This window comes from Marinomonas arctica, from assembly GCF_003259225.1.
Classification (GTDB): Bacteria; Pseudomonadota; Gammaproteobacteria; order Pseudomonadales; family Marinomonadaceae; genus Marinomonas; species Marinomonas arctica.
In genome coordinates, this window is sequence record NZ_QHJF01000010.1 from 192,461 (window position 1) to 205,635 (window position 13,175).

Annotated in this window: 9 protein-coding genes; 6 read left to right on the forward strand and 3 right to left on the reverse strand. The window is 45.6% G+C overall.

The annotated features are described in order from the left end of the window. Positions 1–3: 3 nt before the first annotated feature. Positions 4–1,077, reverse strand: coding sequence for an LPS export ABC transporter permease LptG (lptG, locus tag DK187_RS08050; RefSeq protein WP_111606827.1), 1,074 nt, complete (start codon positions 1,075–1,077; stop codon positions 4–6). A gap of 5 nt (positions 1,078–1,082) precedes the next feature. Next, positions 1,083–2,201 (reverse strand): LPS export ABC transporter permease LptF, encoded by a 1,119-nt coding sequence (lptF, locus tag DK187_RS08055; protein ID WP_111606828.1) that lies wholly within the window; start codon positions 2,199–2,201, stop codon positions 1,083–1,085. Positions 2,202–2,455: 254 nt separating this feature from the next. Between lptF and DK187_RS08060 the strand changes: the two genes are divergently transcribed. The 4 genes from DK187_RS08060 (at position 2,456) to DK187_RS08075 (ending at position 7,868) form a co-directional block, all read left to right on the forward strand. Further along, positions 2,456–3,916, forward strand: a complete 1,461-nt coding sequence (locus tag DK187_RS08060) for a leucyl aminopeptidase (RefSeq protein WP_111606829.1) — start codon at positions 2,456–2,458, stop codon at positions 3,914–3,916. Positions 3,917–4,194: 278 nt separating this feature from the next. Continuing rightward, positions 4,195–4,617, forward strand: coding sequence for a hypothetical protein (locus DK187_RS08065; RefSeq protein ID WP_162623484.1), 423 nt, complete (start codon positions 4,195–4,197; stop codon positions 4,615–4,617). A 131-nt stretch (positions 4,618–4,748) separates the two neighbouring features. Continuing rightward, positions 4,749–7,532: a valine--tRNA ligase gene (locus tag DK187_RS08070; RefSeq protein ID WP_111606831.1), complete on the forward strand. Its 2,784-nt coding sequence runs from the start codon at positions 4,749–4,751 to the stop codon at positions 7,530–7,532. Between the two features lie 78 nt (positions 7,533–7,610). Beyond that, a complete protein-coding gene (locus DK187_RS08075) occupies positions 7,611–7,868 on the forward strand; it encodes a cold-shock protein (protein ID WP_111606832.1) in 258 nt (85 codons plus the stop codon). Here the strand turns inward: DK187_RS08075 and DK187_RS08080 are convergent. Beyond that, positions 7,865–8,287, reverse strand: a complete 423-nt coding sequence (locus DK187_RS08080) for a CBS domain-containing protein (RefSeq protein ID WP_111606833.1) — start codon at positions 8,285–8,287, stop codon at positions 7,865–7,867. The two genes, DK187_RS08075 and DK187_RS08080, sit on opposite strands and share 4 nt — an antisense overlap. A 124-nt stretch (positions 8,288–8,411) precedes the next feature. Here DK187_RS08080 and tadA point away from each other — a divergent pair, with 124 nt between their 5' ends. Further along, positions 8,412–8,909 (forward strand): tRNA adenosine(34) deaminase TadA, encoded by a 498-nt coding sequence (tadA, locus tag DK187_RS08085; protein WP_111606834.1) that lies wholly within the window; start codon positions 8,412–8,414, stop codon positions 8,907–8,909. 109 nt (positions 8,910–9,018) lie between these two features. Beyond that, entirely contained in the window at positions 9,019–12,918 is a 3,900-nt protein-coding gene (purL, locus tag DK187_RS08090; protein WP_111606835.1) for a phosphoribosylformylglycinamidine synthase, read from the forward strand. Positions 12,919–13,175 lie beyond the last annotated feature (257 nt).

Sequence of the window (13,175 nt, forward strand, 5' to 3'; positions counted from 1 at the left end):
GGGTTAGCCTCTGCGTCTCACGAGTATGATGCCAGCTAATAAACAGATAATAATCGGTATGCTGACACCTATAATGGGCGGAAAGCTTACCGCCACGCTCATTCTTCCAAATAAGTTCAATGCATTTTGGAAGGCTAAACCTATGAGGACGCCAGAAAAAATCCGTCCGCCCATTGTGGAGGATCGAAGGGGGCCAAAGACACTGGAAAGTGCTACGAGTACTAGAGCCAAAGAAGCGACAGGGCGTAAGGCGGTAATCCAAAATTCCAGTTCGTATTGAGACGCATCGAGTTTTTCTTGACGTAAGTAAATTTGATAATTCAATAGTTGGCTAAGGGACAGTGTTTCTGGGTCTTGCGATGCCAGAAATAAATTTTCTGGCGTGATGCTCACGTTCCACTCCGCATGTGGGGTGCTTTTGGTTTCAATGCGATCGGGAAAGAAAAAGGTTTCTGTCACGTCATTAAGTTGCCACGTTGATCCTTGTAGGTGTTTTGCGGTGGTAGCGCTTTTGGTGAAAGCTAGTTGCTGTAGTCCTTGTTGTTGATTGGGGGCGAAAATCTCTATCCCGTACAGTGTTCCAGTGTCATCAGCCGCATCGATATAGACGAAGTTATTGTCGGCTTTTAGCCACACGCCGCCGCTGAGTGAGAATGCACCGGTTTCTTGGTCTTTGAATTTTTCAATTAAATTGGCTTTTTGTTCTGCCTTTGGTGCAACAAATTCTGAAATCCCCATGCCCAATAAGGAAACGACTAGTATGGGTTGGCAGGCTGCAAAACCAATGCGCCAAATGGGCATACCGGCTGCTCGCATGACAGTCAACTCAGAGGTTGCTGCAAGAGTGCCTAATCCCATTAATGTACCAATCAATGAGGCAATTGGAATGTATTCTGCTAGCTTACCGGGTAAGCGATACAGGATGACTTGCAGTAAGGATTGCAGTGTGTAGTTGTCGTTTACTTTTTTAATTTGCTCGATGAAGGTTAGGGCAAAATCCAATCCAAGCAGAACAACGGCGACAATTAAGAAGCTCCATAAAACGCTGTTGCCAATGTATCTATCTATTCTATTCATATCGATTACTCGTGTGCATTTGCTAGGTTAGGAAGTCTGGCTTTGCGACGTTCAAAGATTTGGTTGTATTGTGCGAAAAGCAGTGCTGCGACGAGTATGAATAGGCCATGTATCCACCACAGTCCAAGCTGAATGGGGAGTTTGCCTTTTTCTAGTGCCGTGCGTCCCCAAATGAGAAGGGCGATATAAAAAATCATTAAAAGAATGGCGGGTAGCATCTTGAAAAAACGCCCTTGTCTTGGGTTTACTTGGCTTAACGAAAGCCCAATGATGGCAAGAATAGGGATCATCACAACCAATGAAATACGCCATTGTAATTCGACTTTGTCTGCCAATTTTTCACTGTCTATGAGTGTTAGGGTGCTTTGCGTATAAGGAGCATCAATGACACTACTGCCTTGGTTTTCCATGCGAATGGCGTAGGTATCGAAGTAGGTGATGCGATAACTAGCCGTACCGGGTTTGCCTTCGTATCGGGTGCCATCTTTGAACACAAGATAGTTTCTGTTACCTTCCGAGCTAATGCGTATTTGCTCTGCATAAGCGGCTAGCGTTTGTGTGGGGATATTTTGGTCTTTTTTGCGAACCACGTCTGAAATGAAGATTTGTTTCATCCAGCCTTCATTAGGCGTAAAGCTGTCTAAATAAGTCGTCCGTTGTCCGCTACCTTCAAAGCGGCCAGGTATTAAAAAATCGAAAGCAGACAATTGGTTCTGGGCCTCGGAGGCTTCTGCAGCACGGTATTCACTTAAAGGGGCTATCCAAAAGTTAATGGTGGCGCTAACGGTTCCGACTAAGCAGGCAATGCCAAGTGTGTAGCTAGCCAATTTGACTTTGCTAATGCCGCTAGAAAATAATACGGACATTTCATTTTCTATGTACAGGCGTCCGAATGCCAGTAACAAAGATAGGAAAAACGCAAGGGGTAAGATCATCTGAACAAAGCTGGGAATGTGATAGCCAAGAATGACGAAGAGAAATTCAAAGGTCATTTTTCCTTCGGCGATACGTCCAAGGTAGCTTGAAATTCGCCCACTTAAAATAACGAGCAATAAAATAAGCGTCACGCCAACGGTTGACACAAGCACTTCTTTCGCTAAGTATCTGAATAGTCTCAAAGTCACCTCTGGATGGATTCTGCTTTATCAAGCGTAGAGTTGATTACATATCTAAAGCCCCCATTATCTCGTGGTAAGAAGGTTATTATCCAGTTTTTTTTAAAGTGAGGCCTTTGCATGACGACGCTGTTCTTAAATAGAAGAATGATGATAGTCTGAAAAATAGGGTATTAACGCAGATTAAGCGGCGTTTTTATCGCAATTTGTTCAATTTTCGTCTTGCACCACCGTCTTAAAGTTATTTTATTGAGGTTTTTTTCATGAATATGGCGTTATTTGATCGCTTATCTACCGTACAAGCAGATTTGCTTGTTACATTTGTTCCAAGTGAGGGTGACTTTCCTGAGTCAACCGCTTGGGTTGATGAGAATGCCAATGGGCAAATTTCACAATTACGCGAAACGGGTGTCTTTAAAGGTGGTGTAGCGCAAACGCTATTGTTACCTGGTGTGTCACAAGACTTCGCGCAAGCTGTGCTATTAGTGGGGATTGGCAAAGACGCTCAGCTGAGCGATATGCAGGCTCGTAAAGTGGTGGCGGCAGTAGCAGCACAAATTAAAGGTTTGCCATTCGCATCGGTTGCCGTTGCCAGTGCCGGCCTTGTCTTAAAAAATCGCTCTCAATCTGATGTGTTGACCCTGGTTGCCCAGTGGTTAAACGAAGGTTTTTACAACTTCCTTGGCTTTAAGAAAGATGATGCTGAGAAAGCAACAAAAGTTGAGTCGCTATTGTTAGAAGGGAGCGATGAAGCCGCTTTGGCTATTGGTGCGGCGACGGCGAAAGGGTCGGCTTTTGCTCGTCAGCTTGGCAACCTGCCTGGTAACGTTTGTACGCCAAGTTACTTAGCGTCTAAAGCGCAGCAGCTAGGTGAAGAGTACAATATTGGCGTTGAGTTGCTAGACGAAAGCAAAATGGATGAGTTAGGCATGCATTGCCTGTTGTCCGTAGGACATGGCAGTGATCAGCCAAGTTATTTGATCGTGATGAACTATCGTGGTGGCGCAGAAGACGAAGCACCTCATGTTCTTCTAGGGAAAGGTATTACTTTTGATACCGGCGGTATTTCCTTGAAGCCTGGTCCAAAAATGGATGAGATGAAATACGACATGTGCGGCGCAGCAAGCGTTTTCGGCACGATGAAAGCGATTTGTGAGTTAAAACCAAAGCTGAATTTTACAGCGGTGATTGCGGCGGCGGAAAATATGCCTAGTGGCCGTGCGACTAAGCCGGGCGATATCCTGAAAACCATGTCTGGCCAAACGGTAGAAATTTTGAATACCGACGCTGAAGGCCGTTTGGTGCTGTGTGATGCCTTGACTTACATTGAGCGCTTCAAGCCGAAGTCCGTGGTTGATATTGCGACGCTTACGGGCGCTTGTGTAGTGGCTTTAGGCAGTGTGAATTCAGGCATGTACGCGAACAATGATGATTTGGCGGTTGAATTGAAGACAGCCAGTCATGTTGCCGCGGATAAAATTTGGCAAATGCCGTTAGATGAAGAGTATCAACAACAGCTTGATAGCAACTTTGCAGACATTGCCAACATTGGTGGACCGGAAGCTGGTTCTGTTACGGCGGCGTGTTTCTTGTCTCGTTTTACAGGGTCTTATCCTTGGGCGCATTTGGACATTGCAGGTACTGCGTGGACGGGTGGGGCAGCTAAAGGGGCAAGTGGTCGCCCAGTTGCGTTGTTAACCCGTTATTTGCTAGCGAAAGCCTAAGCTTCTACCGTCATTTTAAAAACAGTGACGTACAAAAGCAGGTACAATTATTTGTCCCTGCTTTTTTTTATGGCAATGGTTACGCTGCGTTCTAGTGCAGAGGAAGATGAATTGGATTGAAGTGTTATTTTTATCCCAGCGATATTGATGACTGGCTTTTATCCGATGGGGTAGACTTTTGTGTTTTTCAGTGCGAAAGTTGAGGGTTATAAATGATGGGTTAAGTGGTCTTGTTTGCTTGGCCGTTGTATTTTGCTTTCTTAATATTGGTTTTTCCTATGTCAGATTTAGCCACTCAATATGATGACGGTGTTTTTGAGCCAGATGAAGAAACCTTGATATCTGCTTTGCGCAATCAAGATGACATTCCTATTCTGATGGACATTGTTGCAGAAACCGTGCCTGTGTCTTCGGACAAGTCAGTACATTCAGCGCAACCACTTGATGAGCCTGAAGAGTATGGTATGCAGTCTGAGAAAGACTTGCCTGAAGAGCGTGACTTTTCTAGCAATTCTGCAGAGGGCACGCATGATGATGCTATGGATGATGTGCTTACGCTCAACGATATCGTAGATGAATCGCCGTTATCACAAGCGTTAATCGCTAAAACCATTGCTAGCGTGCTCGAGCGGCGTTTGCCTGAGTTAGTATCGGAAGTGATGCAGGCATTGCAGGACGCAGCTGAAACAAAAAAAGAGTAATGCAAAACAACAGTCGTGTAACGCGTCGGCAGACGGCTTAATTCTCCACGTGTTATTCTTTATCTGGTTATGACACGTTATAATTCTTCAACTTACAATTGATTGCTACATAAGAGCCTTAAGACATCATAATGGAAAAGACCTACCAACCTCAAAGTATTGAACAGCCTATTTATCAACGTTGGGAAGAGGGCGGATATTTTTCCCCTCAAGGCAACGGTTCTCCATTCTCTATCATGATACCTCCGCCGAACGTCACTGGTAGTTTGCACATGGGGCATGCTTTTCAGCATACCTTGATGGATGCAATGATTCGTCGTGAACGTATGAAAGGCAGTCGCACATTGTGGCAGCCAGGTTCTGATCACGCCGGTATTGCCACCCAAATGGTGGTTGAGCGTCAGTTAGCCGCTCAAAACATTACCCGTCATGATTTGGGGCGTGAGAAATTCCTTGAAAAAGTGTGGGAATGGAAAGCGCAATCTGGCGGTACGATTTCAGATCAAATGCGTGTTTTAGGTGACTCAGTTGCTTGGGAAAAAGAACGCTTCACAATGGACCCAGGCATGTCTGCGGCGGTTCAGGAAGTATTTGTGCGTTTATTTGATGAAGGCATTATTTATCGTGGTCAGCGCCTAGTAAACTGGGATCCGGTTTTGCACACGGCCATCTCTGATCTTGAAGTGGTTTCTGAAGAAGAAAATGGCTTCATGTGGTATTTCCGCTACCCATTGGCGGACGGCGTGAAAACGGCCGACGGGAAAGATTACATTGTTGTGGCGACAACGCGTCCTGAAACTATGTTTGGTGATGCTGCCGTGGCTGTGGCACCAGATGATGAGCGCTTTACGGATATCGTTGGTAAGTTTGTTGAATTGCCATTGGTTGGTCGTCGCATTCCAATCGTTGCAGACGAATATGTGGATAAAGAATTTGGTACGGGTTGTGTGAAAATCACTCCAGCCCACGATTTTAATGACTATGAAGTCGGCAAACGCCACGACATGCCATTGATCAATATTTTGACTGACGACGCGGCTATCAATGACACCGCGCCAGAAAAATACCGTGGCATGGATCGTTTCGATGCACGTAAAGCCGTGGTTGCGGATTTTGATGCGCTTGGCTTGCTTGAAAAAGTCGTTGATCACAAGCTAAAAGTGCCACGCGGTGAGCGTGGTAATACGGTGATTGAGCCTTATTTAACGCAGCAGTGGTATGTGGCGGTCGAGTCATTGGCTAAACCAGCAATTGAAGCTGTTGAAAATGGTGACATTCAATTTGTGCCTAAGCAATGGGAAAACACCTATTTTGCTTGGATGCGCGACCTTCAGGATTGGTGTATTTCTCGTCAGTTGTGGTGGGGGCATCAAATTCCTGCTTGGTACGATGCTGATGGCAAACATTATGTTGGTAAGAGTGAAGATGAGGTTCGCGCGAAATATGGTTTGGCAGCGGAGCTTAAATTGACTCAAGATGAGGACGTGCTAGATACATGGTTCTCATCCGCTCTTTGGACCTTTGCCACGCAAGGTTGGCCAGAAGAAACGCAAGATTTTAAAGAATTCAGTGAATCCGATGTATTAGTCACGGGCTTTGACATTATTTTCTTCTGGGTAGCCAGAATGATTATGATGACGTTGAAGTTTACGAATAAAGTACCTTTCAAAACCGTCTATATTACGGGCTTAATCCGTGATGAACGTGGCGATAAAATGTCTAAATCCAAAGGTAACGTAATCGATCCATTGGATTTGATCAATGGTATTGATATTGAGTCTTTAGTGGCGAAGCGTACTTCTGGCATGATGCAGCCTCGTTTGGCTGAAAAAGTTGAGAAGAATACTCGCGAAACTTACCCAGAGGGCATTCAAGCTTACGGTACCGATGCATTGCGTTTTACGCTTTGCTCGTTGGCGTCCGGTGGTCGAGACATCAAATTTGATCTTAATCGTCTAGAAGGGTATCGCAATTTCTGTAACAAGATTTGGAACGCAACGCGTTATGTCTTGATGAATACAGAAGATCAAGATTGCGGTCAGCATGGTGCAGAGGTTGAATTGTCTCTAGCGGATAAGTGGATTATTTCTCGTTTGCAGCGTGCTGAAGAAGCGGTTAATCGTGCTTTTGACACACATCGTTTTGATTTAGCTTCTCAAGCATTGTATGAATTTATGTGGCACGAATACTGTGATTGGTATTTGGAGTTGTCCAAGCCAGTGCTTTGGGACGAAAACGCGACATCAGCGCAATTGACGGGTACGCGTCGTACTTTGGTTCGTGTATTGGAAGCTTTTTTACGTCTTTCTCACCCGATGATGCCATTCTTGACCGAAGAAATTTGGCAGCGTGTTGCACCACTTGCCGGCATAGAAGGCGATACCGTGATGTTGGGTAAATACCCTTCAGCCGATGAGGCAAAAATAGACATACAAGCCGAGGCGGATGTTGAATGGTTAAAGGGCGTTATCGAAGGTATTCGTAATATTCGTGGTGAAATGAATATCTCTCCTTCTAAACCCTTGGCTATTTTGTTCCGTAATGGTTCTGATCAAGACAAGGCACGCTTGGATGCCAACCGTCCTTTCTTACAAACGTTGGCAAAGCTAGAGTCCGTAACTTGGCTAAATGTGGGGGATGAAGCGCCGATGTCAGCAACCGCCCTGGTGGGTGACATGGAAGTGCTTGTCCCTATGGCGGGTTTGATCGATAAAGACGCTGAAATAGCTCGCCTGCAAAAAGAAATCGATAAGGCCGCAAAAGACCTAGAACGTATCCAAGGTAAGCTTTCAAACGACAGCTTTGTGGCTAAGGCACCAATAGAAGTGGTCGAGAAAGAACGTGCTAAGTGTGATGATTTGCAACTGGCGGTTAGTAAATTAGAAGAGCAAAAGATCAGCATTGCATCTTTGTAAATCAGAGAGGTCGAAGGTCCATGTTGACTTTCGACCTTGCGCTTACTTTAAATAAAAATAAAAAAAGAGGCGATGGTTATGGAGCGATTAACAGGAAAAGTTAAGTGGTTTAATGATGCCAAAGGGATAGGTTTTATTAAACGAGAAGAGGGTAGTGATGTCTTTGTCCATTACAAATCGATTGCTTGTGATGGTCATAAAACATTGAGAAAAGGTCAGTCGGTTAATTACGTGTTATCTAGCACAGATTTTGGTGTGCAAGCGATGGACGTGAGAGTAGAGAAAGAGGCGCAATCTGCTTCCTCTGACTCTAATAAACAGGCTATGCCTGCTTAGGCCGATTCTGTCAGCATTTTATGCGCCAGTTTGACAAAGTCGACAGGCGTAAGAATGCCGATCAATTTGTTGTCTTGAGTAACGGGTAGACAGCCATATTTGTTTTCGATGAAGAACTCGGCTGCCATATCCAAACCTGTATCAGGGCTTACAGTGAGTATGTCCTTGTTCATGGCATTGGCAATGGGCGTTTGCTGTTCTTTTTTAGACATTTGCTGAGTGCCAAATTGGCTAACTAAGTGAAAGGCATGGCGTAGATATTCACGCTGTGTCAGCATGCCGACACATTCTCCCGCATCGTTAACGATGGGGATGTTTCTAATGTTTTTTTCTTGCATCAATGCTTTGGCTTTCGCTAAAGAATCGTTTTCTCTTAACGTAATTAAATGGGTAATCATCAGGTCGGCCACTGTGCGCATGACTGAATCTCCTTGTTCTATTTCAGCGTGTTTATTTTGACAGTAGTGCTGAGTGTAGAGTGGATTGCCTATTAAAGGCAATTATGTATTTAAGGTAATAGTGTTGCCTTGAGGAAGATCAAATATGACAGATCAAGAATGGATGGAGCGAGCCATCGTATTGGCCGATAAAGCCGCATCAGAGAGTGAAATTCCCGTTGGGGCGATTGTTGTTCTTAATGGTGAAATTATTGGTGAAGGTTATAACTCTCCTATTTCATGTTGTGACCCAACCGCACACGCGGAGATTCAGGCAATTCGTGATGCGTGTAAGCGGATGAATAATTATCGGCTTCCTGGTGCGACCTTATATGTCACCTTAGAGCCTTGTTCAATGTGCGCAGGGGCTATCGTACATGCCCGTATTGATCGAGTCGTTTATGCGGCGACGGAGCCTAAAAGTGGTATCGTGGAAAGTCAGGGACAGTTTTTTCAGGCCCCATATCTCAATCATAAAGTGACAGTGGCGTCTGGTGTGTTGGCTGAAACAGCGTCTCTTCAGCTTACTCAATTCTTTCAATATCGTCGTGAACAAAAAAAGAAACTCAGAGAACAGGCAAAAAGAGGTGATTTAGGCGATTAATTCCGTCATTTGGTGTAGAAATTTCATACTCTGCTAGCCTCTATTTGCCTCATTGATTTAAAATACCCGCACCATTTCCCCAAAACTACCAAGTGAGGCAATACTCAACATGCTAACTCTGCATGGTTCCGCAGCGCTATCGGCGTTTCGCAAGGCAAAGTTATTAGCCAATATGCAAGCATCTATCCCGTCTGTTACAGATGTTGATGCGCAATTTCTCCATTTCGTGGAGCTGGCTGATAATCAAACGCTTACTTCTGAGCAGGAAACTGTTCTTCAACGCGCTTTGGCCTACGGTCCTAAATCCTCCCAAGTCAGTTCATCTGATCAAAGTGTTTTAGTGGTTCCTCGTTTAGGCACTATTTCACCTTGGTCATCGAAAGCAACCGATATCCTTCATAACTGTGGCCTTGCGGCCGTATCTCGCGTTGAACGTGGCGTGGAATACTTTATTCATAGCTCAGCGCCTTTGTCGCTTGAAGAGCTAGATTTGTTGTCTGCTATGTTGCATGACCGCATGACAGAAAGCGTGCTTCCGGCATTGAGCGACGCAACTGACATGTTCTCTCATGCAGAACCAGCACCGATGACCAGTGTTGATGTTCTAGGTGGCGGTCGTGCTGCTTTGGTTGAGGCAAACCAAACGCTGGGTCTTGCCCTCGCTGAAGACGAAATTGATTACCTTGTTGAGTCTTTTATCGAGTTGGGTCGTAATCCAATCGATGTGGAGTTGATGATGTTTGCTCAGGCAAACTCTGAGCATTGTCGTCACAAAATTTTTAATGCGTCTTGGACCATTGATGGCGAAGAGCAAGAGCGCTCTTTGTTTAAAATGATCAAGAACACCCACGAACATAATCCACACGGCACCTTGTCTGCTTATAAAGACAACGCTGCGGTAATGGAAGGTCACTTTGGTGGACGCTTCTTCCCATCCGCTGAAACCCGTGAATACGACTTCAGCCACGAACACATTGATATCTTGATGAAGGTGGAAACCCATAACCATCCAACCGCGATAGCGCCTTTTTCTGGTGCTGCAACGGGATCGGGTGGTGAGATTCGTGATGAAGGTGCGACCGGTATTGGTGCAAAACCAAAAGCGGGTTTGAGTGGTTATACTGTGTCGGATCTTAAAATCCCTGGTTTTGAACAGCCATGGGAAAGCCAATACGGCAAACCTTCTCGTATCGTAACGCCTTTAGACATAATGATCGAAGGTCCTATCGGTGGTGCCGCCTTCAATAACGAGTTTGGCCGTCCGAACTTATTGGGGTATTTCCGTACTTACGAGCAAACCATTCAAGGCGCTTCGCAAGAAGAAGTGCGCGGTTACCACAAACCAATTATGTTGGCGGGAGGTATCGGTAACATTCGTCGTGAGCACGTTGAAAAACAAGAGATCAAAGTGGGGGCTAAGTTAATCGTACTGGGTGGCCCTGCCATGTTGATCGGTCTTGGCGGCGGCGCGGCATCGTCCATGGCATCTGCCGATGGCAACGAAGACCTTGATTTTGCTTCTGTGCAGCGTGGTAACCCAGAAATGGAGCGCCGTTGTCAGGAAGTGATCGACCGTTGCTGGCAGCTGGGTGACAAGAACCCAATCAGCTTTATACACGATGTAGGTGCGGGTGGTTTGTCTAACGCTTTGCCTGAATTGGTCAAAGACGGTGAGCGCGGTGGTAATTTTGATTTGCGCAAGGTTCTGAATGATGAACCAGGTATGTCACCACTGGAAATCTGGTGTAACGAATCGCAAGAACGTTATGTTATGGCCGTTTCTCCTGATCGTATTGAAGAGTTTACTGCGATTTGTGAGCGTGAGCGTTGTCCTTTCGCTATCGTTGGTGAAGCAAAAGAAGAGATGCATCTGCAAGTGGCGGATGAGCATTTTGCTAACAAGCCTGTTGATTTGCCAATGTCCGTTTTATTTGGCAAGCCGCCTAAAATGCACCGTGAAGCCAAAAAAGCCATTATTGCGGGTGATGATTTTGCCGCGGTTGAGGTGGATCTGGCTGAGGCGGCAAATCGCGTATTGAGTTTGCCAACGGTTGCGAGCAAAAACTTCTTGATCACCATTGGTGACCGTTCGATTACTGGCATGGTAGCCCGTGATCAAATGGTGGGGCCATGGCAAGTGCCAGTAGCGGATGTGGCAGTCACAACCTCCTCTCTAGAAAGCTACACTGGCGAAGCCATGACCATGGGCGAGCGTACACCCATTGCTTTGCTTGATGCGCCAGCATCAGGTCGCATGGCGGTAGGTGAAGCGCTAACTAACTTGGCTGCAGCGCACATTACTAAACGTAGCAACATTAAGTTGTCTGCGAACTGGATGGCAGCGGCCGGTCATGAAGGCGAAGATGAGAAACTTTACCAGACTGTAAAAGCCGTCGGTATGGAGCTGTGTCCAGCATTGGATATTGCCATTCCTGTTGGTAAAGACTCTATGTCTATGAAGACCGTATGGAAAGAAGATGGTAAAGAAAAAGCCGTAACCTCTCCGCTTTCTTTGGTCATCTCTGCTTTTGCGCCCGTCACAGATGTTCGCAAAACGCTGACTCCTGAGTTGCAAAATAAAGCCGATACGCGTTTGTTGTTGATTGATTTGGGCGCAGGTAAAAATCGTCTTGGCGGTTCTGTTATTGCTCAGGTTTACAATAAATTAGGGCAGCAAGCCCCAGATGTGGATGACGCAGCCGCATTGGCGGGTTTCTTCGATACCACTCAAGCGCTTAATGCGGAAGGCAAATTGTTGGCTTACCATGACCGTTCTGACGGTGGTGTATTTGCAACCTTGGTTGAAATGTCGTTCGCGAGTCATTTAGGTCTGACTATTGATCTCGATGAAGTGGTTTCTAATCGTGCTCAAGTGGCGCCTGCCTTATTTAGCGAAGAGTTGGGTGCCGTGATTCAAGTGAATGAATCCGATGTGGCCGCTATTGTTGCTGCTTATGCAAAAGTTGGTGTCGCTGTTGCTTCTATTGCTACCTTGTCCGGTGACGATAGCATTCGCGTTCGTTTCGCAGGCGAAACGGTACTTGAAGAATCTCGTATTAATTGGCAACGCGTTTGGTCAGAAACCAGTTATCGAATTCAAGCATTACGTGATAACCCTGAGTCGGCACAGCAAGAATTTGATAATCTGCTGGATGCAAAAGACCCAGGCTTGTCTGCGGATGTTCGTTTTGATCAAAATGAAGACATTGTAGCGGCATTTATTGCCTCGGGTATTAAGCCTAAGATTGCGGTTTTGCGTGAGCAAGGCGTAAATGGTCAAGTCGAAATGGCTGCCGCTTTCCATAAAGCTGGCTTTATTCCAGTGGATGTTCACATGAGTGATATCTTGTCTGGTCGTACGACACTGGATCAGTTCAGTGGTTTGGTTGCCTGCGGTGGTTTCTCATACGGTGACGTATTGGGTGCGGGTGAAGGTTGGGCGAAGTCTATCCTTTTCAACCCTGTTGCTCGTGAGCAATTCGAAGCCTTCTTCAATCGTCCTGATACTTTTACGCTTGGTGTGTGTAATGGTTGTCAGATGTTGTCGAATTTATACGAGTTGATTCCAGGTGCAGGTCATTGGCCGAAGTTTGTTCGTAACCAGTCTTCTCAGTTCGAAGCTCGTCTAGTACAAGTGGAAGTTCAAAAATCGAACTCTATTTTGTTGGCTGGCATGGAAGGCTCTCGCATGCCTATTGTTGTGGCTCATGGCGAAGGTCTAACGGAATACCGTGACGATCAAGATATGGCAACACTGGCTGCGGCGAATCAGATTTCTTTGCGCTACGTTGATAACTACGGTCAAGCAACCGAGCGTTATCCATTTAACCCGAATGGTTCTGCGCAAGGGGTAACAGGTCTAACGTCTGAAGATGGTCGAGTGACTATAATGATGCCTCACCCAGAGCGTGTTTATCGTACGGTTCAACACAGCTGGCATCCAAGCGAATGGCAAGAGCAAGCACCATGGTTGCGCTTGTTCCAAAACGCGAGAAAGTGGTTGGGTTAATGAATTAGCTTAAATAGCTTGCTTAAAAAGCCTCTTATCGAAAAGATTGGGGGCTTTTTTATGCGCGCAAGTTTATTTTTGGCTAAAAAATAAGCAGTTTAGGTGTTTTTTGAGCGATTTTTAAACGTAAAGTGCGAAAAGTTAAATTAATTAAAAGATTTTTTAAAAAGAGGTTGCACAGAATTTTTTGGGCTGTATTATACGCCTCCACTGACACGGACAACGACGCAAACAAGAGTTTGCACTTACTAAAGTAA

Excerpts from the sequence above, each read along its gene's own strand:
- DK187_RS08075 (WP_111606832.1), top strand. The coding sequence starts at position 7,611 with ATGGAGCGATTAACAGGAAAAGTTAAGTGGTTTAATGATGCCAAAGGG.
- DK187_RS08065 (WP_162623484.1), top strand. The coding sequence starts at position 4,195 with ATGTCAGATTTAGCCACTCAATATGATGACGGTGTTTTTGAGCCAGAT.
- tadA (WP_111606834.1), top strand. The coding sequence starts at position 8,412 with ATGACAGATCAAGAATGGATGGAGCGAGCCATCGTATTGGCCGATAAA.
- lptG (WP_111606827.1), bottom strand. The coding sequence starts at position 1,077 with ATGAATAGAATAGATAGATACATTGGCAACAGCGTTTTATGGAGCTTC.
- DK187_RS08070 (WP_111606831.1), top strand. The coding sequence starts at position 4,749 with ATGGAAAAGACCTACCAACCTCAAAGTATTGAACAGCCTATTTATCAA.
- purL (WP_111606835.1), top strand. The coding sequence starts at position 9,019 with ATGCTAACTCTGCATGGTTCCGCAGCGCTATCGGCGTTTCGCAAGGCA.
- DK187_RS08080 (WP_111606833.1), bottom strand. The coding sequence starts at position 8,287 with ATGCGCACAGTGGCCGACCTGATGATTACCCATTTAATTACGTTAAGA.
- DK187_RS08060 (WP_111606829.1), top strand. The coding sequence starts at position 2,456 with ATGAATATGGCGTTATTTGATCGCTTATCTACCGTACAAGCAGATTTG.